This is a genomic window from Anaerostipes butyraticus (genome assembly GCF_016586355.1).
Taxonomy (GTDB): domain Bacteria; phylum Bacillota; class Clostridia; order Lachnospirales; family Lachnospiraceae; genus Anaerostipes; species Anaerostipes butyraticus.
In genome coordinates this window covers 1-23411 of sequence record NZ_BLYI01000023.1, presented here as the reverse complement: position 1 = coordinate 23411, position 23411 = coordinate 1, and the positions used below count along the sequence as shown (strand labels likewise).

General features: G+C 41.2%; 23 protein-coding genes, 1 tRNA gene and 1 other RNA gene. 6 read left to right on the top strand and 19 right to left on the bottom strand.

The genetic code is table 11. The features are described from left to right. Nucleotides 1–12 precede the first annotated feature (12 nt). The 7 genes from rplI to spoVG form a co-directional block, all read right to left on the bottom strand. Nucleotides 13–456, bottom strand: a complete 444-nt coding sequence (gene rplI / locus JMF81_RS03885; RefSeq protein WP_201310155.1) for a 50S ribosomal protein L9 — start codon at nucleotides 454–456, stop codon at nucleotides 13–15. Between the two features lies 1 nt (nucleotide 457). After that, nucleotides 458–2521, bottom strand: a complete 2064-nt coding sequence (locus JMF81_RS03880; RefSeq protein ID WP_201310154.1) for a DHH family phosphoesterase — start codon at nucleotides 2519–2521, stop codon at nucleotides 458–460. A gap of 236 nt (nucleotides 2522–2757) precedes the next feature. Next, on the bottom strand, nucleotides 2758–3012 hold the full coding sequence (gene rpsR / locus JMF81_RS03875; RefSeq protein WP_201310153.1) for a 30S ribosomal protein S18: 255 nt from the start codon (nucleotides 3010–3012) through the stop codon (nucleotides 2758–2760). A gap of 16 nt (nucleotides 3013–3028) precedes the next feature. Then, nucleotides 3029–3472, bottom strand: coding sequence for a single-stranded DNA-binding protein (locus JMF81_RS03870; RefSeq protein WP_201310152.1), 444 nt, complete (start codon nucleotides 3470–3472; stop codon nucleotides 3029–3031). A 20-nt stretch (nucleotides 3473–3492) separates the two neighbouring features. Further along, nucleotides 3493–3780 (bottom strand): 30S ribosomal protein S6, encoded by a 288-nt coding sequence (rpsF, locus tag JMF81_RS03865; RefSeq protein WP_201310151.1) that lies wholly within the window; start codon nucleotides 3778–3780, stop codon nucleotides 3493–3495. Nucleotides 3781–3877: 97 nt separating this feature from the next. Next, nucleotides 3878–4066 carry a DUF951 domain-containing protein gene (locus tag JMF81_RS03860; RefSeq protein ID WP_201310150.1) on the bottom strand — a complete coding sequence of 63 codons (189 nt, stop codon included), beginning with the start codon at nucleotides 4064–4066 and terminating at the stop codon, nucleotides 3878–3880. A 147-nt stretch (nucleotides 4067–4213) separates the two neighbouring features. After that, a complete protein-coding gene (gene spoVG, locus JMF81_RS03855; protein ID WP_201310149.1) occupies nucleotides 4214–4501 on the bottom strand; it encodes a septation regulator SpoVG in 288 nt (95 codons plus the stop codon). Between the two features lie 323 nt (nucleotides 4502–4824). On the opposite strand from spoVG, the gene murC reads away from it, so the two are divergent. The 4 genes from murC to JMF81_RS03835 all read left to right on the top strand — a co-directional run bounded on the left by murC (nucleotide 4825) and on the right by JMF81_RS03835 (nucleotide 9731). Further along, nucleotides 4825–6210 (top strand): UDP-N-acetylmuramate--L-alanine ligase, encoded by a 1386-nt coding sequence (gene murC / locus JMF81_RS03850; RefSeq protein ID WP_201310148.1) that lies wholly within the window; start codon nucleotides 4825–4827, stop codon nucleotides 6208–6210. Nucleotides 6211–6455: 245 nt separating this feature from the next. Next, complete coding sequence (locus JMF81_RS03845; protein WP_201310147.1) at nucleotides 6456–7517, top strand: DnaD domain protein; 1062 nt, start codon at nucleotides 6456–6458, stop codon at nucleotides 7515–7517. 3 nt (nucleotides 7518–7520) lie between these two features. After that, the gene (locus tag JMF81_RS03840) at nucleotides 7521–8507 is read left to right on the top strand and encodes an ATP-binding protein (RefSeq protein WP_201310146.1); all 987 of its coding nucleotides are present in this window, start codon (nucleotides 7521–7523) and stop codon (nucleotides 8505–8507) included. 54 nt (nucleotides 8508–8561) lie between these two features. Then, entirely contained in the window at nucleotides 8562–9731 is a 1170-nt protein-coding gene (locus JMF81_RS03835; protein WP_201310145.1) for a ribose-phosphate pyrophosphokinase, read from the top strand. A gap of 77 nt (nucleotides 9732–9808) precedes the next feature. Here the strand turns inward: JMF81_RS03835 and JMF81_RS03830 are convergent, their stop codons facing one another. The 6 genes from JMF81_RS03830 to tadA form a co-directional block, all read right to left on the bottom strand. Continuing rightward, the gene (locus JMF81_RS03830) at nucleotides 9809–12070 is read right to left on the bottom strand and encodes a transglycosylase domain-containing protein (RefSeq protein ID WP_201310144.1); all 2262 of its coding nucleotides are present in this window, start codon (nucleotides 12068–12070) and stop codon (nucleotides 9809–9811) included. Between the two features lie 129 nt (nucleotides 12071–12199). Continuing rightward, entirely contained in the window at nucleotides 12200–14689 is a 2490-nt protein-coding gene (locus JMF81_RS03825; RefSeq protein ID WP_201310143.1) for a cysteine peptidase family C39 domain-containing protein, read from the bottom strand. Between the two features lie 131 nt (nucleotides 14690–14820). Beyond that, complete coding sequence (locus tag JMF81_RS03820) at nucleotides 14821–15210, bottom strand: hypothetical protein (RefSeq protein WP_201310142.1); 390 nt, start codon at nucleotides 15208–15210, stop codon at nucleotides 14821–14823. A 57-nt stretch (nucleotides 15211–15267) separates the two neighbouring features. Then, complete coding sequence (locus tag JMF81_RS03815; protein ID WP_201310141.1) at nucleotides 15268–15921, bottom strand: GTP pyrophosphokinase; 654 nt, start codon at nucleotides 15919–15921, stop codon at nucleotides 15268–15270. Between the two features lie 90 nt (nucleotides 15922–16011). Beyond that, nucleotides 16012–16274, bottom strand: an RNA gene (ffs, locus tag JMF81_RS03810) — signal recognition particle sRNA large type. A 71-nt stretch (nucleotides 16275–16345) separates the two neighbouring features. After that, complete coding sequence (tadA, locus tag JMF81_RS03805; RefSeq protein WP_201310140.1) at nucleotides 16346–16852, bottom strand: tRNA adenosine(34) deaminase TadA; 507 nt, start codon at nucleotides 16850–16852, stop codon at nucleotides 16346–16348. Between the two features lie 81 nt (nucleotides 16853–16933). On the opposite strand from tadA, the gene JMF81_RS03800 reads away from it, so the two are divergent. Next, on the top strand, nucleotides 16934–17914 hold the full coding sequence (locus tag JMF81_RS03800) for a DUF6128 domain-containing protein (RefSeq protein WP_243282530.1): 981 nt from the start codon (nucleotides 16934–16936) through the stop codon (nucleotides 17912–17914). Here JMF81_RS03800 and rsmA read toward each other — a convergent pair. The 4 genes from rsmA to JMF81_RS03780 form a co-directional block, all read right to left on the bottom strand. Then, nucleotides 17903–18763: a 16S rRNA (adenine(1518)-N(6)/adenine(1519)-N(6))-dimethyltransferase RsmA gene (gene rsmA, locus JMF81_RS03795; RefSeq protein ID WP_201310139.1), complete on the bottom strand. Its 861-nt coding sequence runs from the start codon at nucleotides 18761–18763 to the stop codon at nucleotides 17903–17905. The two genes, JMF81_RS03800 and rsmA, sit on opposite strands and share 12 nt — an antisense overlap. Continuing rightward, complete coding sequence (locus JMF81_RS03790) at nucleotides 18764–19537, bottom strand: TatD family hydrolase (RefSeq protein ID WP_201310138.1); 774 nt, start codon at nucleotides 19535–19537, stop codon at nucleotides 18764–18766. Nucleotides 19538–19642: 105 nt separating this feature from the next. Next, entirely contained in the window at nucleotides 19643–20407 is a 765-nt protein-coding gene (locus JMF81_RS03785) for a DUF3169 family protein (RefSeq protein ID WP_201310137.1), read from the bottom strand. Then, nucleotides 20400–20615, bottom strand: coding sequence for a helix-turn-helix domain-containing protein (locus JMF81_RS03780; RefSeq protein ID WP_201310252.1), 216 nt, complete (start codon nucleotides 20613–20615; stop codon nucleotides 20400–20402). Before JMF81_RS03780 ends, JMF81_RS03785 begins: the two co-directional genes overlap by 8 nt. Nucleotides 20616–20777: 162 nt before the next feature. On the opposite strand from JMF81_RS03780, the gene JMF81_RS03775 reads away from it, so the two are divergent. Further along, nucleotides 20778–22175, top strand: coding sequence for a glutamate synthase-related protein (locus JMF81_RS03775; protein WP_201310136.1), 1398 nt, complete (start codon nucleotides 20778–20780; stop codon nucleotides 22173–22175). Nucleotides 22176–22215: 40 nt separating this feature from the next. Here the strand turns inward: JMF81_RS03775 and JMF81_RS03770 are convergent, their stop codons facing one another. Continuing rightward, complete coding sequence (locus JMF81_RS03770; RefSeq protein WP_201310135.1) at nucleotides 22216–23166, bottom strand: NYN domain-containing protein; 951 nt, start codon at nucleotides 23164–23166, stop codon at nucleotides 22216–22218. A 96-nt stretch (nucleotides 23167–23262) separates the two neighbouring features. Further along, nucleotides 23263–23333 (bottom strand) — tRNA-Gly (locus tag JMF81_RS03765). Nucleotides 23334–23411 lie beyond the last annotated feature (78 nt).

Here is a 23411-nt window from a genome sequence, read left to right as displayed (position 1 = left end):
TTATGATCCCTCTTATTTTTCTTCTACTTTTACACGGAGTGTCGCTGTTACCTGCGGATGGAGCTTGATCGCTACATCATGGTATCCAAGACTTTTAATCGGCTCACAGTGCATCTTCTTTTTATCCAGATCATAGCCCAGCTGCTTCTTTGCCTCAACCGCGATTTCTTTTGTTGAAATGGAACCAAAAGTTCTTCCTCCATTTCCTACTCTCATTTTCACTACCAGCTGCTTTCCTTCAATCTCCTTTGCAAGAGCCTTTGCGTCCGCCAGCGCTTCTGCCGCAAGCTTCTCATCATGAGCCTTTCTTAATTTCAAGTCGTTCAGTGATTTTTTTGTCGCCTCAACTGCCTGATTTTTACGAAACAGTACATTTCTTGCATATCCATTATTTACTTCTACAACTTCATCTTTTTTTCCAACAGATTTCACATCTTCCAATAAAATAACTTTCATACTAAATATCTCCTTTTTCTTTCATATTCCTGAGAGTTTCAATAATAATCTCTTTCGCCGCCTCCAGAGATACATCTACCAGCTGGGCGCCTGCCACTGTCAGATGGCCGCCGCCTCCAAACTCTTCCATGATTCTCTGCACATTAATCTCATCAATGGATCTTGCACTTACATAGACTCTCTCTTCAACACTGGTCAGTACGAAGGAAGCTTCGATTCCATCAATATCCAGAAGCTCATTGGCTACCTGCGCGCCAATGACCGTCGGACTGTCCACTCCGATTCCAACCAATGTCGTAATTGCAAAATGATCATACAAAATATCCGCCTGACTGATTGCTTTTGAGCGGATTCTGTAAGTATCCATGCTCTCTCTTGACATTTTCCTTACCATCGTAAGATCTGCGCCGTTGCGTTTCAGATAAGCTGCTGTTTCAAATGTACGAACCCCTGTTTTATTTACGAAATTGTTTGTATCCACCAGCATTCCAAAATACATGGCATTTGCCTCCATTGGTTTTAATTTTGGCTTCGAATCCACATACTGGAGGATTTCAGCAACAAGCTCACAGGTTGAAGAAGCGTATGGTTCTACATAGGACAGAACCGGATTTTTGATCATATCTTTGCTCTTCCTGTGATGATCCAGAATAACTACTGTCTTCGTCCGGCACAGCAGCTCCTCACATTCTGTATAATTAGCATGGTTTACATCTACAACGATCAGCAGCGTATTGTCATCCGTGATTTCCATTGCTCTCTCATTATTGATGAACATATCTTCATCGTATTCCCCGCTTTTGCTCAGGGAATCAACGATTGGACGCACCGAAATGGTAATCTCATTCATGACAATATGTGCTTTTCTGCCGAGAGACAGACCCAGCCGGTATAATCCCACAGCCGCTCCCATGGCATCCGGATCCGGAATCTTATGTGCCATGATCACTACGTTTTCCTTGGATTCCATCAGTTCCTTCAGGGCATGTGCTTTCACACGGGCTTTCACGCGGGTATTCTTTTCCACCATTTCGCAGTTTCCGCCGAAATAGGAGATTTCATCCCTGTCTTTAATAACTGCCTGATCGCCGCCCCGTCCAAGGGCCAGATCCATTCCCGCACATGCGTATTCATAACTTTCCTGGTAAGTGTCGCCATTGATTCCAAAGCTGATACTCAGCGTCATATGCATGGAATTTCCAAGGTTAATGGTCTTAATCTCATCTAAAATGGCAAATTTGTTTGCCTTAATCTTATCCAGATATTTCTGTTCAAACACAACAAAATATTTGTCTCTCTCTGTTCGTTTGATGATTCCGGATACATTTTGAATAAACTTACTGATCTTGCGGTCTGCCACCGCAATCAGCATAGACCGTTTTACTTCGTCAATATCATCCAGTATCTCATCATAATTGTCAATATAGATCAGACCAATGACCATCCTCTGGTTTTCATTTTGTTCCATGTATTTCTTCAAAAGAGTCTGGTCAAAGAAATACGCCGCGATCAGAGAATTATCCTTTAACATCTGCTTTGAATAACTGCTCTCATCATCACTGGTAAAGTTTTCTACAATGATCCTGTTAAGTTCTACTTTATAGAAAAATTTCTTTTCCTTTTCTCCTTCTTTTTTTACAAAATTAATGTGGGAAATTGTATGATTCACATCAGACGGCAGCAAATGCTTGTTCAAATCCGTAAAAATCTGTGTAAGATGCTTACCTTTGCTGTCCCCTGCGATCTTATGAAATGCTGCATTAGACCATAGAATAACGCCGTTGCCATCTGTCAGCACATAGGGTACCGGAAGTTCATGAATCAAATAATTCTGAATCTGCCCCTGCTCAAAAACAAAGCCTATGCATTCTTTCATAATCTCATTCCTGCTGTAACGGTATCCTGCTGCCTGAAGGAGAATTCCCAATACTATAAAGACAGCCAGAATGATTCCGCACTCCACGCTGAAAAAGAAAATAAGAATATCTGCAGGCACAAGAAAAAGCATCAATTTCATCGGCCACTGCAGATACTGATCAATCTTTGTTTTACTTTTATTATCCATATCCTGCTCCTAAACGAGTATTTTCAAGTGAATTCTCAATTACCTTTTATTATACCTCTCCTTGTCCAATTTGTACACAAATTTGTTTGTTCTATCCCTCTATCAAGAAATATTTCTTATTTTGATTCACTCTGGATCCTCTGCTGATATTTTCCGTCCATACCTGTGGTTTTACCATACAAAAACAGCCGGCAGACACTGTATTCCACAGTGTTTACCGGCATCTTTTATCTGAATTATTCAGCTGTGTATGGCATAAGGGCTAAATGTCTAGCTCTCTTAATAGCGCCTGTAACAGCTCTCTGATGTTTTGCACATGTTCCTGTGATACGTCTTGGAAGGATTTTTCCTCTCTCAGAAACATATTTCTTTAATGTTGCAACATCTTTATAATCGATTACAGCATCAGCTTCTGTGCAGAATGTGCATACTTTTCTTCTTCTGCGTCCGCCTCTTCTTCTTGCTGGAGAATCGCCTTTTGTATAAGCCATGATTTCTACCTCCTATTTAACTGAACGGCAGCTCTTCTTCCAATCCATCAGGAATATTCATGAATCCATCACTGGCTGCTGCGCTTGGTTTCGGCTCACTCGGCATCGGCATATCTGCTGCCATATTCTGCGCTGCAGCGGCCTTGCTTTCTGCGAAATCCTGCTCTTCAATCACAACATCCGTTGTATAGACACGCATTCCTTCTTTATTTGTGTAGCTGCCTGTCTGTATTCTTCCTGAAACAACGATTTTAGTACCCTTTTTTAAGTATCTTTCTGCAAATTCTCCTGCGCGTCCGAATGCCACACAGTTAATAAAATCTGCGTCTGGTTCGTTGTCTCTCTTAAATCTACGATTTACTGCTAAAGTATATCTGGCAACTGCCAACGGTCTGTCTCCCTGAGTATATCTCACATCAGGATCCCTTGTCAGTCTTCCCATTAATACTACCTTATTCATATTCGGATCCCTCCTGTCAATTATGCATCCTGTTTAACGCATAAGAAACGTAATACAGATTCCTCAATACGAAGTTTTTCTTCCAGCTCTGCAGGAACTGTAGCTTCTCCTTCGAATTGAATGAAATAGTAGTATGCTTCTTTCATCTTCTGAATTTCGTAAGCTAACTGTTTCTTACCCCATTCATCGACATTTGTGATCTCAGCACCTGCTGTAGTAATCATTGCCTGAACTTTTTCAAGCATCGCTGCACGCTCTTCGTCTTCGATCTTTGCACTTAACACTAATGCTAATTCATATTTCTTCATTACTTGCACCTCCTTTTGGTCTGATGGCTCTCTTCTCCCTGAAAAGAGCAAGGATATTTTCATATACCACGAGTTGGTATTGTATCATAATTTTAATTCATTCGCAAGCATTTTTTACAAATCCCCGAAAATTCTTTTCTACCAGTTTTCGTGACACCATTACCTGTCTGTCGCATCCCATACATTTCAGTCGAAAATCCATGCCGACTCTCAGAATTTCCCATTCGCTGCTTCCACATGGATGCGGCTTTTTCATCTTTATGACATCTCCCACATGAAATTCCATCTCAAGACCTCCTCAATTTTTATATTCCTGTCATTTCTTATTTATATTTGTCTTTATCATAACATACGCCCGCCAAAATAAAAAGAATCAGGAATAACTCCCGATTCTTATACCATTCTGTTAAAAGAAGAAGCCGCTATATCACATTCATACTTCAGGCGCTGTAGCGTCAATATCACCAAGTTTCATCGCTTCATACTGCTCTAAAATCAGAGTCTGTATCATATTTCTTGTATCAGAATTGATCGGATGCGCAATGTCACGGTATTCTCCGTCAGCTGCTTTGCGGCTCGGCATCGCAATGAATAATCCCTTCTCTCCTTCGATCACTTTGATATCATGAACCACAAATTCATTATCAATCGTAATAGACACTACTGCCTTCATCTTACCCTCTTTGGCTACTTTTCGAATACGTACATCTGTAATTTGCATGTTGTCTTCCTCCTAGTTTTATAAAATATAGCTGAAATTTTCCGGACTATCGATTCCCGACTTCTTCTTTATCTAGTCCGCTTATTGATAATAAATATTATATCATTTTTATCGTTAAATGTGAACAAATTTTTTCCTATTTGTTAATAAATATTATTACATTTTACCATATTTTTGAATATTTGTTTTTTCTGTCATTTTTCATTTCATTCTGTGCCTTGCAAGAAACATGTCCGTGCCTTATAATAAGGAAAAACATAGTTTTCTGCCGGAAAAAGCGTCGGAAAACTCCTACAAATTATTATAGAAAGGACATAACCATTATGTATCAGATAGATTTTCATCATCCAATCCACATTCATTTTATGGGCATCGGAGGCATCAGTATGAGCGGACTTGCTGAAATCCTCATAAAGGAAGGCTTTACCGTGTCCGGTTCCGATATCCATCGTTCCCCGATCACAGACCATCTGGAGGAAAAGGGCGCTAAGATTTTTTATCAGCAGACCGCTGACAACATTACTTCTGATATTGATCTCGTTGTTTATACCGCCGCAATCAGTTTTGACACTAACGAAGAATACAAAGAAGCGGTCAAGAAAGGCATTCCTGTCATGAGCCGGGCTGCTCTTCTCGGTCAGCTGATGCATAACTATAAGAACGCGATCGCTGTATCCGGAACCCATGGAAAAACAACGACAACTTCCATGCTGTCTCAGATTCTCCTAGAAGCAGACACCGACCCTACGATCAGTGTCGGAGGTATTCTGGAATCTATCGGCGGAAATATCCGTGTAGGGCACTCTGATACTTTTATCACAGAAGCCTGCGAATATACCAACAGTTTCCTTGAGTTCTTCCCAAAGATCAGCATTATTTTGAATATTGAAGAAGATCACATGGATTTCTTCAAAGATATTGATGATATCAGGAAATCTTTCCGCGCCTTTGCTCACAAGCTGCCAGATTACGGATATCTTGTGATCAATGGTGAGATCGATAATATTTCTTATATTACGGATGGACTGGAAGCCGACTATGTAACATTTGGCGTTGACCGCAGCCGTTTTAACTTCGCTGCTGACAACATCACACATGACGCATTTGGACATGATTCCTTTGATTACTATAAAAACGGCGTATATCAGGACCGCATTCAGCTCAATGTAACAGGGGATCATAATGTTAATAACGCACTTGCGGCAATCGCTGTCGCGGACCGTTTAAATCTTCCGATGGAGGCAGTAAAAAAAGGACTTCTTTCTTTCTCCGGAGCCAAACGCCGCTTCGAATACAAAGGAAAGGTCCATGGATTTACGATCATCGATGACTATGCCCACCATCCGACAGAAATCCGCGCAACCCTGGAAGCCTGCAAAAATTATCCGCATGAAGAGCTGTGGTGTATTTTCCAGCCTCACACTTATACCAGAACCAAGGCATTCCTGGATGATTTTGCCAAGGCTCTGAGTCTGAGCGATCATGTGATTATCACTGACATCTACGCAGCCCGTGAAAAAGATACGGGGCTGGTACATGCAAGAGATATTGTGGATAAAATGTCTGCTTATGATGTAGATGTCCACTATATCAGCAGTTTTGAGGATATTGAAAAATTTATTTTAAAAAATTGTAAAGAAAATGATCTGTTGATAACTATGGGAGCCGGAAATGTCGATTCTATCGGAAATTCTCTCCTGAAAAAATAGTTATCCACATTATCCACAGGTTTATGCACATTTTTGTATTCGAAAACCTGTGGATTTCTTTTTCTCTTTTCCACAATTGTAAAATCTATGTAAATGGCTTATTCTCGTTATTTTGGATTTATTATCCACATTATCCACATTATCCACAGGCTTTTCCACAATTTTCGTGTGGATTCTCCGCCTATTTACATTTTGATTTATCTGGGTTATAGTCAGAATTAGATTAGAAGAAAGGGGAACATGCCATGAATTATATTAAAGTCGTAACCACATATCCGACCGGCGGAACACTGCTTCCGAATGCATTTGTAGATCATTATATGATAAGAGCGAACGGAGAATACATAAAAGTTTATATTTATCTTCTCCGTATGGTATCTGAGGGAGCCAATTTCAGTATTCCATGTCTTGCGGATGTGCTGGAACTTACGGAGAGGGATGTTGCCCGCGCACTGAAATACTGGGAGAAAGAATCTCTTTTAAAGATTTCACAGAATCACGGTGAGATTCAGTCCATCGAACTGCTTCCGGTTCCGGGACACGCAAAGCCCGTTTTAGAAACCGAAGATTCTTCCCCTGCATCTTCCGCAGAAGAATCTTCCATTTCAGGAGCTGAAGCGATTCCTGCCATGAAGACACTTTCTCCTTCTGAACTCCAGAAGAAGAGTGAAGATGAACGTTTCTCCTATCTTCTCTATGTATGTGAGATGTTTATCGGAAAACCGCTTACCTGCTCAGACATGAACATTCTTCTGTATCTATATGAAGATCTCTCCATGTCCTGTGAACTGATCGAATATCTGGTAGAGCACTGTGTTTCCAATGGCAAGAAGAGTTTCCGATATATGCAGACAGTTGCGATCAACTGGTATGAGGAAAACATTACAACTGTCGATGAGGCCAAAGCGCACAGCAAAAACTTTAAAAAAGAATATTATTCCATTATGCGTGCGTTTGGACTGAACCAGAATCCTGCGCCAATTCAGGAACAGTACATGAAGCAATGGCTTGAGAAAGACGCGTTTGATCTTTCTCTGATCATTGAGGCCTGCAACCGCACCATCAATGCGATCAACAAGCCAAGCTTTCCTTATGCGGATACAATCCTGAAACAGTGGAAAGATAATCATATCAGAACCGTGGAACAGGCCAAAAGTTTTTATCAGCGTCAGAAATCACCAAAGACTTTTATGAACGCCAACGCTTCTCAGCCTGTACATAACTTTAAGCAGCGTGATTATGATTTTGACGCTTTGGAAGAACAGCTTCTTAAAAAACAATTTTCCGATGAAATCAGGGAGAATTAATCTATGTCCTTATCTAATTTTGAATATCAAAAAATTATGCAGATGTATGAAGATCGAAGACTTTCCAATTATCATCTGCATGAACAGCGAAAAAAAGAAATATATCAGAAGATTCCTAAAATCCGCGATCTGGACCGACAGATCGCGGCTAATTCTGTCGCACTGGGCAAAAGACTGATTGCCGGTGACGATCCCTCTCTTGCTTCAAAATGCAAAGAGGAAAATCACCGGATTGCCCAGGAGAAGAAACATCTTCTGACAGAACACGGATATCCTTCTGATTATCTGGAACCAATCTATCATTGTACCCAATGCAAAGATACCGGATACATCGGACAAAAAAGATGCCGGTGTTTTCAGCAGGCTGTCATTAATCTGCTGTATTCCAATTCGAATATGGAACGGCTCCTGGAGAGGGAAAATTTTCAGACATTTCGTGAAGATTATTATTCTGACCAGATGATGCCTGACGGACTTCCCAGCCCAAGAGCAAATATTCGGAAGATCCTGCAGCACTGCCGCGGCTTTCTTGAACGTTTTCCAAATCATGAAAACATTCTGTTTCAAGGATCCACAGGCGTAGGAAAAACGTTTCTGAGCCACTGCATTGCCAAAGAAATCATGGATAAAGGTTATACATGCGTTTATACAACAGCATTTCAGCTGTTTGATTACCTTGCAAAGCACACCTTTCAGAGAGAAAAGGAAGAGGATACAGAACGCTCGCTGAATATGATTTTCCAGTGTGATCTTCTGATCATTGACGACCTTGGAACGGAGATGGTAAACAAATTTGTCGTTTCCCAGTTATTTCACTGCCTCAATGAACGTTTGATCCGGGAGAAATCCACAATCATTTCAACGAATCTGTCTGTCAAAGAATTTCGGGACATCTATTCTGAACGAATCTTTTCCCGAATTATTGAACATTATTCCTGGCATAAAATATACGGAGATGACATCCGTTTTAAGAAATCCAACTTGACTTAATTTTAGTTGGATGATATAAACAACTTATAAACTATTATACGAAGGAGATGTATCATGAGACGATCTGACCGCAATTTTACTAAGATTCCAGGCGGTAAACTAGGAATCATTGCCCTTGAAAGCTGTAAAACTCTCGGAAAGGAAATTGATGATTATATCATCAAATGGAGAACTGAAACCAATCAGCAGTTTCAGAATTCCATTGCCTGTGACGGATATTTAAGAGATACCTATCTTTTAAATGCTTCCTGTCCTAGATTCGGTTCCGGTGAAGCAAAAGGTGTTATCATGGAATCTGTGCGTGACATGGATCTCTATATTCTTGTCGATGTATTAAATTACAGCCTGACTTATTCCTTATGCGGCATCAAAAACCATATGTCACCGGATGATCATTATTCTGATCTGAAGAGAATCATCAGCGCTTCTGCCGCAAAGGCCAAGAGCATCAATGTTATCATGCCATTCCTATATGAAAGCCGTCAGCACAAACGCAGCACAAGAGAATCTTTAGACTGCGCCGTTATGCTTCAGGAACTTCAGAGCCTTGGTGTTGATAATATTATTACATTTGATGCCCACGATCCAAGAGTTCAAAATGCTGTCCCTGTCAGCGGATTTGACAACGTACAGCCAACCTATCAGTTTGTAAAGGCTTTAGTGGAACAGTGCGATTCTATCGAATTTGATAAAGAAAAACTGATGGTGATCAGCCCGGATGAAGGCGCTATGCAGCGTGCAATCTATATGGCAAACGTCATCGGCGTAGATGTAGGAATGTTCTATAAACGCCGTGATTATTCCAAAGTCATTGACGGACGAAATCCTATTGTAGCTCATGAATTTCTTGGAGACTCTCTTGATGGAAAAGATGTTCTCATTATTGATGACATGATTTCTTCCGGAGAGAGTATGATTGATGTTGCAAAACAGCTGAAGAATCGTCATGCCCGCAGAGTATTCTGTATCTCTACATTCGGATTATTCACAAATGGTCTGGAAGTTTTTGATAAAGCAGTAGAAGAGGGTGTTATTGAGAAGGTTATCACTACAAACCTTACTTATCAGACTCCGGAACTTCTTGACAGAGACTGGTATGTATCTGCTGATGTTGGAAAATATGTTGCGCTGTTAATTGACACATTAAATCACGACGCTTCCATCAGCGATCTTCTGAATCCAACAGATCGAATCAAAGAATACCTTGAAAAACTTGAAAAATAAAAACTTTTTCACGAACAAAAAGATACCGGATTTTTACAAATCCGGTATCTTTTTTATTTGTTTTTTTCAGTTTCTTCTTATTCGTCACCGTTCTGAGACTGAGCTCCTCCTGAATTGCTTGGAGCTGCTGTCGTTGCCGGCGCCGCTGTCGTTGCCGGTGCTGCAGTTGTTGTTGTCGGAGCTGCTGTCGTTGCCGCTGTTGTAGACTGTGTACTCTGTGCTGTTGTTGATGCGGAACTTGATGAAGCAGAAGAAGAGCTTCCTCCTGTGGCAGCTGTTGTCGCAGCCGTTCCACTGTCTGCTTTTCCACTTCCTGACAGCTCTTCATCTCCTGAAATTCCTTTATGAATTGCATTCATAAAGTTACTCCAGATAGACTTAGGATAAGATGCACCGCTCAAAGATGCCATTTCTTTATTATCATCTCTACCAACCCAGATAGCAGTTGTGTAATATGGTGTATATCCACAGAACCATCCGTCACGGTTACTGGATGTTGTTCCTGTCTTTCCGGCGGTATCAATACCCGGAACTTTTGCTCCGACACCTGTTCCTCCGGAAATTACACTCTGCAGCATGTCTGTCATGCTCTTTGCTGCGGACTCTGTATAAACTGTCTTCTTTTCTGTATCAGAAGACATCACTTCTTTTCCATCTGATGTGGTAATCTTCGTAATACATGTCGGTTCACGGTAAACTCCATCATTTTCAAGCGTTGCATATCCAGCTGCCATCTCTTCTGATGTTGTACCTCTGGTGAATCCGCCAAGACAGGTTGTATAATATTTGTAATCCTCATCCTGCAGATATTTGAAATTCATCTTCTCCAGATAACTTAATGCTGCATCCGGACCAATCTGCTCATAAATACGCATGGTTACAACGTTGCTGGATTTTTCTACCGCACGACGCAGTGTAATCTGTCCGGAATAAGATCCTCCGGAGTTGTTTACATGATGTTTATCACTGCTGCTCATCGGATTATCATTTACGACAGAACTTGCTGTCCATCCTCTTTCCAGCGCCGGAGTAAATACCAGAAGCGGTTTAATACTGCTTCCCGGCTGTCTCGGACTCTGATAAGCACGGTTCAGAGTATATCCGATATCCTCCTGATCTCTTCCGCCTACGATTGCCACAACTTTTCCTGTCTTATTATCAATACAGGTTCCTGATGCCTGTGCCTGATAAATTCCATTTTTGTCCTTTTCTGTATATCCACTCAATGAATTATCTATGCTGTTCTGGAGCTGATCCTGCACGTCCGGATCAATGGATGTATAAATATGATATCCTGCACTGTAAAGCGTCTTTTTACATTCTGCGTATGTCTTATCATACTCATTCTCATATTCTTCTCTCTCGCTCTCAGAATCAAAGGAATTCTTAAATTCAAATCCCTGCTGTTTCATGAGCTCTCTCGTAGCACAGTGGATTACATAAGTCTCTACATAATTCTTCTTTTCCGTCTGCTGTGCTTTCTGGACTGTGATTTCCTCATCCATTGCCTTCTCATACTGATCCTTTGTAATCTTGTCCTGCTCATACATATCTTTCAGGATCTTGTTGCGCCTTGTCATCGTCTTATCCTTATTCTGAAGCGGATCATACATCGTCGGCGCATTTGGAATTGCACAGAGGAATGCAATCTGTGACAAGCTCAGATCATTGGCATCCTTGTTAAAGTATCCCTGGCTCGCTGCCTGGATTCCATAGTATCCATTGGCAAAATATACATTATTGAGATAAAACTCAAGAATCTGTTCTTTGCTGTATTTCTTCTCCAGTTCTACCGCAACAAACATTTCTTTTACTTTCCTCTGCCAGGACACTTCCCTGTTAAGGAATACAGTTCTTGCCAGCTGCTGGGTTATGGTGCTTCCTCCCTGAGTGATCTCACCTCCCTTTGTGACAAATGATACCGCTGCACGGAGAACTCCCTTGTAGTCTACTCCATTATGCTTATAGAAATTCTGATCCTCTACTGAGATCATAGCTGCCACCGCATATACCGGAAGATCTTTATAGTCCAGATAATAAGCATCTTTTTCTCCCTTAAACTTCGTCAGCTCATCTCCATTGGTGTCATATACCACACTGGTCTGAGATGACTTAAAGGTATCCACGGTTGACTCTTCCACGATCTCTTTCGCCTCGCTTCGAAGCTGCATGACTTTTCTTCCAAAAGCAAACCAGCAGATCACTACAAGAAGCAGAAAAATAACAGAGATGACCGCAAGGATCTTTCTTCTCTTCTTTTTGTTCTTTTTCTTTTCCTTCTTTTTCTTATTCCTCTTCCAGGGGACGATCTTCTTTGTTTCCTTAGTTTCTTCAGCCATATTCTTTCACCTTTCATTTGTTATTGCTGGAGACTAATCCAGAATTCATATGGTTATATTGTAACATAAAATATAAAACTACTACAGTTTTTGATTCGACATAGTACGAATTTATCAGACATCCCTCTTCTATTTGGCATAACTGTAAAAAATGTTTCCTGCCTTTTGAAATTCTGATTTCATTGCGTTTCGGTCTGCCTGAACAGACTCTCCCGTCGTCGGATCAATATATCGGATCTTCTGCTGATTATAACTCATGATAAGGACATAAGTTCCATCTGTTCTTTTTGCCATAATCGATCTGTTTTTACTGATGGAATACAGGACATCATCCAGACTGCAGTCTGAATAGTTCACTGCCTGCTTGTCAAAAGCCTTAAACAATTTGTCAAATGTATCTCCGTCCATTTTCCTTATTTCCTTATATGAAAGATCTTTTCCTTCACTGTCTGCCATCATCTTAATGCAGGCAATATCGGTCTCGTTTTTCGCCTTAGCCTTTGTAGTTGAAATATTAGTCACTCTTCCATAACTGTTGGTCATGCCTTTTTCCCAAAGGTACATCTGATTATAATTGACAACAACTCCTCCGCCTTCTTCTGCCTGTCTGATTGCATCTTTAAGATTTGCGTAAACTCCGGATAACTTTCCTCCGGTATAAACGTAAGCCTCTTTATACTTATATGCGTCATCAGCAAAGTCCATATCCAGTCCCTTCTTCTGTTCGCTTACACTGGCAGACATATACTGAGGTCTGGTCTGAATATATACATTATCCGGGAATGCAAGATACAGCTGGTTCAGCTTGGTACTGCTGTATCCATATTCATATACTGCTTTTCCATCTGTATTTTCTTTGTATCTTATATAAGTATCTTCTATCTTTTTATAAGAATTCCCATTTTTCTTTGACTTCGTCATGGTCACCGTTGTACCTTCTATGGCAGCCTCTGTAATATAACTTCCACTCTCGCCATACTGCTTCACATTTTTGTTTCCGCTTCTGATATATACGGTATCCAGCGGATACATGGAAGTTCCATCCTTCTGCTGTACAATATTCTTCTTCTGACCGATTCCATAGACGAAATCTTTTTCGATAAATCCAATCGGCTTAATGATCTGTCCATCCTCCGCCGAAATTGTCTGTTCCTTTCCAGAAGACAAATCAATAACCTTTACTTTTTTCTCACTTTCATTGATGGCCAGCATGCCGCTTTCCGTTACGATTGCCATATCATCTGTAACATTCTTTGCAACAATCTCACTTTTCTTTCCATCAATGTCGACATGGTAGATGGATCCGTCCAGATAGAAATAAAACTGATCATCATCACTCAGAAAAGCTCCTTTCTGGATATCTTCTACCATAAAGTCATATTGTATCTCCGTCGGAATAAATGCAAGTTCCTCAATTGCCCGGTCATCTGCTGAAAAACGATATACAGAAATTCCATTTTCTCCTTCATGCTCTCCCCGGTTCATATATCCATATACAATAAAAGATATATTTCCATCATCATCCATGTCCATGACCTGAATTCCGTGTTTTGGGTAATTATTGCGGCTGTCACTGTAATCCTCTCCGATATAGGAGAAGACTTTATATATCTGTGAATTCTGATAATCATAATACCACAGTTCATTGGCCGCAACAAATGCTGCTTTCTTGCCTCCGTCTTTGCTGATCAGCTGCTTATCGCTGCTGTCGATTCCGATCAGAATCCTGTTATTGCTGCGGTCGATCGTATCATATCTCATATATGCTTCCATTGATCTCTCATAATTTAAGAGATACATCCGGTCTTCGGAATAACGAATCCTGAAATATTCGTTTACCTGATAGTACTGTTTGACTCCATCAGAATTTTCCGCTGATAAAATAAACCGGATTTCCAGAGATGTTACATTCTGAGAAATCTCTTTGATTGCAGCCGGATATACTGCCTCTACCTGGGGCTTCAGACCGGCATAACTTACAGCTTCTTCTGTAGAAGATAAGTCAACATAGGCCAGATTGTTGCTTGTCGTTCCCTCTTTTGTCTCCATATACTGGCTGATGAACTCAGAGTTTCCTTCATTCAGAGTCGCGTCATGGAATTGATTTGCAAAATCCAGACACTCCTTTAAATGAAAACCTGTCCCATAAACAACTCTGGTAAAATACCGGATCGTGTCCCCGCCGTCTGTTACAGACAGCTCCAGAAGATATGTCTTTCCTGATTCCAGACGCTCTGTGATATTGATTTCCGCAGCATATTTCTTTTTCTGCTTTTTAAATGCCGCCTCACCGCTGTCGAGCACCGTTTTATTATCCGTGTTGTATAATTTGTAGGAAACCGCCTCGCTTCCTTTTGATGTTGTATAAACTTTAAAAGAATCATTGTCAATCGGTGTCAGGCTGTCCCGAAGCATAGACGCATCTATATCGCTGCTGTATCCATGCAGCTGATTGATCTTTTCTCCATCTGTCTCTATTGTAAGCATAGGCAGCGTCGCCTGAGCCGTCTCTCTGACTCCCTGATTATTCTTTCCAACTAAAAAATAATTCCACAGAACAAGAGAAACAATAAAAATAACTCCAAATACCGAAATTTGTATTGCTCTTTCTCGATCCATTCTATTCTCCTTTTTATCCTTATATGGTTCATTTTATCCGTTTTTATCTGCTTATACAACCATTTTAAGGAATCTTTAAGGTTGTATTCAAAAAAAACCGGGGAATACATCCCCGGCCGGACTGTTTCCTGTTAAGAAAACATTCGTTTCTTTCTTCTGTATCTGCACCGCCGATGACACATCTCGCCGCCAAGCAGCACTAAAATCATCTGGTACAGCATACTGTCCTTTTTCATACCTTCTTCTTTTTCCCGATATTTCATCTTATCGTATATCTTATCTGCCATGCCCAGAACACTGGTCCGGTCCATATACTGATCAAACATCATACTGCCTTCATATTCCAGCCGGTCACAGGAATCCTCGATCAGTTCCAGGATTTCTCTGGCGACTGCAGGATACATCTTGGTGATATACTGGTAATCATCTTCTTCTATTTCTTCCTGCATGACATTCTGACGTCCCGGCAGAATACTGTGATCAAAAACCGGCAGATCCCCTAAACCTTCTCTCACAGCCATTCCTATACTCCTTCACTCTATTGATAATATAATATGATGGAGCACAGAAAAATGTTTCTACTGTCTGCTGTCTTCCTGTCTGATGCTTCTGACTTCTTCATTGATTGCCAGCATCTTGCTGTCAAGAAACGCGATCATATCTGCGCATTCTTTTAATTCTGTACGAATATACTCCGGCGCATTTCCCTCATACTTATAATAAATTTTATGCTCCAGAGAAGCCCAGAAATCCATCGCTACTGTTCTGATCTGAATTTCCACTTTGGTCGGAATTACCTTGTCAGATAAAAAGATCGGAACTTTGACGATCAGGTGGTAACTGCGGTATCCGTTTGGTTTTGGATTGATCATATAATCTTTTGCTTTCAGTACTTCAATATCATCCTGAGAAGATATCATATCAACAATACGGTAAATGTCCGGAGTAAATGAACAGATGACACGAACTCCTGCAATATCATCAATGTACTTCTGAATGTTCTCTACTGTCACATCCACTCCTTTCCGGAGCAGTTTGCGCATGATGCTTTCTTCACTTTTCAGTCTGGATTCGATATGTTCAATCGGATTATACTTATGGACAAACTTGAATTCATCATTCAGAATCTCAAGTTTTGTACCAATTTCTTTCAACGCAGAACGATAAAGCAGCTGCATCTGCCGATACTCAACCAACACATCTTTTACATCAGGTAACTCTAATTCTTTCATCCATTGTTCCTCCTTGTCGTTGATTTCGCATTAATATTATTTTATCACGCTTATCTGCGTCGTTCAATTCCATCCATAAAATAAAAAAATCCGTGCGGTCTGCGTTGTGTCTCCTTCCACAGACGTTACCTCTACAGTTAACTCAACCCAGGCACCCTCACGGCACATAGAAGGTTCTGCTTAGTGCTGCTTCGTTCCCGACCTGACACGGTTCACAGATTCCTATTGCGTGAGACCCAGATATCAACGCCACTTATAAAGGGCAGCTCTACAGAAGAAAACCCGAAACAAACCATGACCTCTGCTATAGCGGATTGCAGAAAAAGGGTGCCGCTACCTCCCCGGCTGCACGGAAGCTTTATGACTTGATTATCTGCGCATCCATCGGATGCACCGTTTATTATACTAAATAGTTTTCTTCAGGTCAACCGGAGATTTTATTTCTTTCCTCCTTTTCGGCTGCCTTTGCCTTCTTTTTCTTCTTTCGAAGTTCTCTGAAAAATTCTGACATCATTTCACTGCATTCTTCTCCAAGAATTCCCGTCTCAATCTCTGTCTGATGATTAAATCCTTCTGTCTGGAGAATATTCAAAACGGATCCCGCACATCCTGCTTTTGGGTTCATTGCTCCAATCACTACTTTGGGAATCCTGGCCTGCACAATAGCTCCCGCGCACATCTGACACGGTTCCAGTGTGATATACATCGTGCACCCTTCCAGCCTCCAGTCGCCCAGTTTTCTGCTGGCTTTCTGAATTGCCAGCAGTTCAGCATGCGCCAGCGTCGTCTTTCGCTTGTTTCTCTGATTATAGGCTCTGGCAATAATCTTATCTTCAAATACAATAACACATCCAATTGGAACATCTCCAATGGCAGCTGCCTTTTTGGCCTGTCTGACAGCTTCTTTCATATATTTTTCCTGTTGTGTCAATAGATTCTCCTTCCCATCTTTTTTCTCCCGTCATATTTTCTTTTTTCCCCTCATAAGATAAATCAAAAAGAGAGTACTGCATTGTCTGACTATCAAAGAATTGTATCATATCTTTACGAATACAGCCGCGGTATCAAAGGACCCAATGTTGGTTTTGCAAAAATTGAAAAGCGTCAGAACCAGCTTCGTCTGTATTTCCATGTAAAAACAAATGATCAGCCTTTAGAATACAAAATTTATTTTTATCGGTTCCATCATGGCACCATGGAAGGAACTCTGATTGATACGGTCAAAAGAACCGATACGATCGTTGAATTTAAAAACACATATCCTCTGACCATGGATCTGAATCAGATCGAAGGATTTCTGATCTATCATTCCAACGATCATTTTTTTGGTTCTGAGTGGAACGAACATCCGATCACCATCCGCAGCTTTCTTCCTCTCGATCAGGCTTCCGGGCAGGAACAAACGGATCAGCCTTCTGCATCATTTCCATCCGAATCGTCAGAAGAAAACAAATCTCCGGATGATACACAGAAAAAAGTACTGATCCCAGAAGAAGAACTTTCCGAAGAATCCGAGGAACCTTCTGAAAGATCCCCGGAGCCTGAGCAACGAGAAGAATCAAAGCAGTCAGAAGCGCCTCAGTCCAGTCTTGCGGAATATATTGAAGCCCTTCAGCTGGAACAGGACGCCAAAGAACAGGATCAGGAAAATGTTGAGTCTTCCTTTGACTGGAAGGAGTATCCCTCACTGCCCCTTCCTCCTTCTTACGGCATGTCTCCTTGCATTAAGATCCAGCTGGAAGATCTTCCATTGATCCCTGATCTCCCGGATCACCTGCAGACCAATGGATTTCTTCTGCTGAACTACGGAAACTACGGACATCTGCTTCTGGCCTGGAATAAAGAAAAAAAGCATCGATATCTGGGAGTTCCCGGAATATTTGATAATGAAAAATCATTTATTTCCAAATTGTTTGGTTTTCAGGAATTTATCACAGTTCCCCGGCAGCCTCACAAAACCGGAAATTTTGGTTATTTTATTCTACCCGTCTAACAAGTTGCTCAGCTGCGCAAACTGTTCCAAAGTCAATGCTTCTCCGCGGATGGTTGGGGACACTCCCATCTGTTCCAGTGCTTCCGCAACCTCCTCTTTGGAGAAGTTAAGACCGCTGAAATTTTTGATTCCATTCTGCAGTGTTTTCCGCCGCTGATTAAATGACGCACGGATCAGCTGAAATAATAATTTTTCATTTTTTACCTGCACCGGAGGTGTTTTATGTTTTGTCAGACGGATCACCGCAGATCCGACTTTTGGACGAGGCATAAAACAGTTCGGAGGAACATTCGCTGCAATATAAGGCTCGGCATAATACTGCACTGCCAGAGAAAGAGCACCGTAATCTTTGGTTCCCGGACCTGCCTGCATACGGTCGGCCACCTCTTTCTGCACCATAACGGTCACATTTTCCACTGGAACATGACTTTCAAACAATCCCATAATAATAGGGGTTGTAATGTAGTACGGCAGATTAGCCACTACTTTGATCGGATGTCCTCCATTCTTTTCTTCGGCAATTTTGTTTAAGTCAGTCTTCAGAATATCCGCATTCAATATATCTACATTTTCATATTCTGACAAAGTTTCTGCCAGGATTGGAATCAGATTTTTGTCAATTTCCACCGCCAGTACTTCTCTTGCTCTTTCTGCCAGATACTGCGTCATGGTTCCAATCCCCGGTCCGATCTCCAGGACAAAATCTTCTTTTGTTATGTCCGCAGCATCCATAATCTTTTCCAGGACTCTCCCGTCAATCAGGAAATTCTGTCCGAATTTTTTCTGAAAATCAAACTGATACTTCTGTATAACCTCAATTGTCTTTTGTGGGTTGCTTAATTTTTCCATCTATTTTCCTTCCATCCGATACATCTTTTTCGCGTTTTCTTCCGTTGCCGCAGTGACTTCCTCCACAGAAATGCCTTTGATCTCTGCAATCGCCCGGGCAACATAAATAAGATTGAAAGAAGAATTTCTCTTTCCTCTGTTAGGTTCCGGCGCCAGATATGGACAATCTGTTTCAAGTACAATCCGGTCCAGAGGCACATAAGCCACTGTTTCTTTCAGCGTCCTGCCGTTCTTAAATGTAACAACGCCTCCAACGCCAATATAAAATCCCATATCCAGAAAATTCTTTGCCATCTCCCTGGAATAGGAATAACAGTGTATCACACCTCCGGTCTCTTCTGCATGGGATGCTTTCATCATATCATAGGTATCTTTTGCCGCTTCTCTGCTGTGTATGATCATCGGAAGTTTCACATCTTTTGCAAGTTCCATCTGTGCCTCGAACCATTTTTTCTGAATCCTGCGGTCTGGTTCTTTCCAGTAATAATCCAGCCCGATTTCTCCGACTGCCACAATCTTATCACCCTGACTCAGTTCTTTCAGTTCTTTTATATCTTCTGTTGTCATCCCTTCTGTTTCACTTGGATGCACTCCAACCGCTCCATACATCATCGGATACCGGCCGACTGCTTCTGCTGTCCATCTGGAACTTTCCATATCGGATCCCACATTCACAATAGTCCCGATTCCATGTTCCTTCATAGCCCCAAGAAGTTCTTCTCTATCCTGATCAAATTTCCCATCATCGTAATGGGCATGCGTTTCAAATATCATAAAATAACTTTCCTTTCTCATACGAAATGCCCAGGAACAAAAACTCAGTCTCTGTTCCTGGGCATATTATATCAAAAATTAACGCATCTGCAAAAGAGGATTTATCTATTTCGAAATCTGGATTGATTTGTAACAGTATACACTGGTCTGAATGATCCATAATAAAACAACGATACAGCAGGCAAATAAACCGGTATCAAAAAATTCATTTGCCAGAAACGTAACGATCCATGCCACCACATAGGCAGTTCCCATCACTCTGTAGGAAGCCCACGCAGAGCGGTATATCATCATCTTTTCTGCTTCATCACAGCTCTCCAGCCACTTTTCGCTGAATTTTGTATCATATACACTTCCTTCTTTCTCTGGATTCATTTCCTTTTCCAGATCCACACATTTTTGCTGCATAATAGTAACCAGCACCACGTTGATCACAAAAATAAGAAAAACTGAAATTCCTTTCCATAATCCAAAAGAGTCAAATACTTCTCCTCCAAGCATCAGAGCAAAATACAGGAATCCCAAAGCCGTAGCAATATACTCTGCCCATATTGCATAACTGATCTTCTCTTCGATCTGATTGGCACTGTCCTCATCTTCTCCATCCCACATATCTTTGATCTTTTTATACTTGCTGTAAATCCCAAAAGAAGCAATGTGCAGAACCAAGAACACAATTGGAAACAAATAAAATAGAATATTTCCTGTGATTTCTGTCCAGATTTCTGAACTGGCCTTAATCTGTTCACTCAATGCGGTTCCAAAAAATCCTGCAAATCCTCCAACGATACCTGCTGCTACGATGACCAGAGTAAACTTCTTCAAAGCTTTCCGGTTTTCTCTTCGAATTTCACCTTTTCTTTCATTCATTTTCATCTTCCTCCTCATACCAAAAAATATCCTCTACTCTGGCATCAAATACTTTTGCAATTTTCAGAGCCAATGTTACAGAAGGTGAATAATCGCCTCTCTCAATCTGACTGATTGTCTGGCGTGACACCCCCGCCATCTTTCCCATCTGCTGCTGATTCACTCCAATCTTTGCCCTGTATTCTTTCAAACGATTATACAACGGCATTTCATCACCTCTCAGTTTGATAATGATTCTTGTCAAATTGACAACTTTTCTTGTCATTATTATATGATATGACAAGGATAGTTGTCAATATCTTTCTTTAGAAACTTTGTGATATGTGGTATAATGAAAAAAACTGAAAATAACGAAACGGAGGTATCAATTATGGCAAAATTTAAATGCAGCGTCTGCGGATATATCTATAATGAATCTACCGAAGATCTTCCTTTTTCATCTTTGGATGATTCTTATGTCTGCCCTACATGCGGCGCAAAAAAAAGCGTATTTCAGGAAATAGAGGAAACTGATTCCCCAGCACCTCCTTCCTCTTCCAATCCTCTGGCCTATCCGGAGGAATTCGCAAAATCCGAAAGCGCTGAATTTCCTCAGATGGACGTCATCCATCACATGGCACTGACCGGAAAGTCAATCATAGATGCCATGGGCACATTAAAACCTGTCATATCCTGGGATGATATTCTGATCATGGGGGCGCAGCTGAACCCTGCTCCTCTTAACGAAGGCGATCCTGTCGATACAACAACTGTCATTGGAAAAAAAGCGAAAAAGCCAATGACTATCTACCATCCGATCTACGTTTCCCATATGTCTTTTGGTGCTTTATCCAAAGAAATGAAAACCGCGCTTGCCAGGGGAAGTGCCATGACAAAGACCGCAATGTGCAGCGGAGAAGGCGGTATCCTTCCATCCGAACGACAGGCTGCCTATAAATATATTTTTGAATATGTGCCAAATCTTTACAGTGTTACAGAAGAAAATCTGAAAAATTCTGACGCCATCGAAATAAAAATAGGACAGGGTACCAAACCGGGAATGGGCGGACATCTTCCCGGAGATAAAGTAACGGAAGAAATCTCCAGGATTCGAAAAAAACCTATGGGGCAGGACATTATAAGTCCGTCTAAATTTCCAAATATTGAAACAAGACAGGATTTAAAACGAATGGTTGACTGGCTGAAAGAAGCTTCCGATGGTCGTCCGATCGGAGTAAAGATTGCCGCAGGACATATCGAACAAGATCTGGAATGGATTACATATGCTGATGCCGATTTTGTCACCATCGATGGACGAGGAGGCGCTACCGGAGCCAGTCCCCGCAGTCTGAAAGATAATACCTCCATTCCAACTATATTTGCTCTTTACAGAGCCAGAAAATATCTGGATGAGCATAACAGCCAGATGGATCTGGTAATCACAGGCGGTCTCCGCCTTCCAGGAGATTTTGCCAAGGCCCTGGCTATGGGCGCAGATGCCGTAGCTGTCGCATCTGCAGCTTTGGTCGCTGCCGCCTGTCAGCAGTACCGGATCTGTAATACGGGATCCTGCCCGGTGGGAGCTGCTACCCAGGATCCAAAACTTCGAAAACGTCTGCAGGAAGATCAGGCCGCAAAACGTCTCGCCAATTATCTGAATGCCTGCAAAGCAGAGCTGGAAATGTTCGGAAGAATTACCGGACACAGCAATATCCATGATTTAAACATAAACGACTTGAAAACCACTAACCATGAAATTTCTGAATATACCAATATTGAACACGTATAATATATAAAAAAGTGAGGCAAAGAAATCTGCCTCACTTTTTCTATTTTTTACCGTTCTTTTTTCCTTTTAATTTTACGGTATTGCCATTTACGGAAAGACATCCTATATTCCTTAAAAATCTGGACATTCTGCTGTATCCATAATCTTTCGGATGAAATCCTCCATGGCGGTTCTGCAGTTCCAGTGTGATCGCCGAAAGATTATCCAGCGAACCTCCGTTCTTTTTTACAAAATCTACGACTTCTTTTTCTATAACTTCCCTGGACGGCAGTTCCTTAAATGCTACATAACAATTGGTATCCTCCTGGTATAAGATGAAATTGTCCATCTCCTCATCAATAAAGACACTCAGCTTTGTATAACCGTAATTTCTTACATCAAAGTCTGAAAACTTCTCATTCAGACGATTCCCGATCATCGCCAGATCTACTGGCTCATTTCCGTTCTCGTTGATCAATGATGAGATTGTCTGAGAGATTTCTTCAATCGATGTTACATTATCAATTTCTTCTGTTTCTAATACTTCTTCTTTATCTTCCTCTTCTGTCTTATCCTGTTCATAAATCAGGTTAAGATGGATAAATTTATTACAAGCTCTTGTCAAGGCTACCGGCGTCTTGGACTCTCCCATACCAATCACATATTTTTGTTCTTCTCTGAGTCTCATCGCCAGCCGGGTAAAATCACTGTCACTTGTAACCAGGCAGAATCCATCTACCTTATTTCCATACAAAAGATCCATGGCGTCAATGACCATTGCCATATCTGTGGCATTTTTTCCGGATGTATAAGAAAACTGCTGTACCGGAATAATCGAATATTCCAGGAGAAGCTCTTCTTTCCATCCATTTGATTTTGACCAGTTCCCATAAATTCTCCTGCACGATGCAAATCCATAGGCATCCAGCTCATCAAATATAATAGGTGCATATTTGGGACTGATATTATCCGCATCGATCAGTACCGCAAACTGACGTTTTTCTTCTTCCATTAGTACCTCCTCTTCTCATTTTATTTTTTATAGGAACACAATTTCCCACGAAACAAAAAAAGGATATATTCCTATGAATACATCCTTTCTTATCCAAGCGGGTGATGGGAATCGAACCCACGTGATCAGCTTGGAAGGCTGGAGTTCTACCATTGAACTACACCCGCATATCTGCTGTCTCGTCCAGCGACAAAAATAATATTACTACTTTTTCCTTCATATGTCAACACCTTTTTTTTATTTTT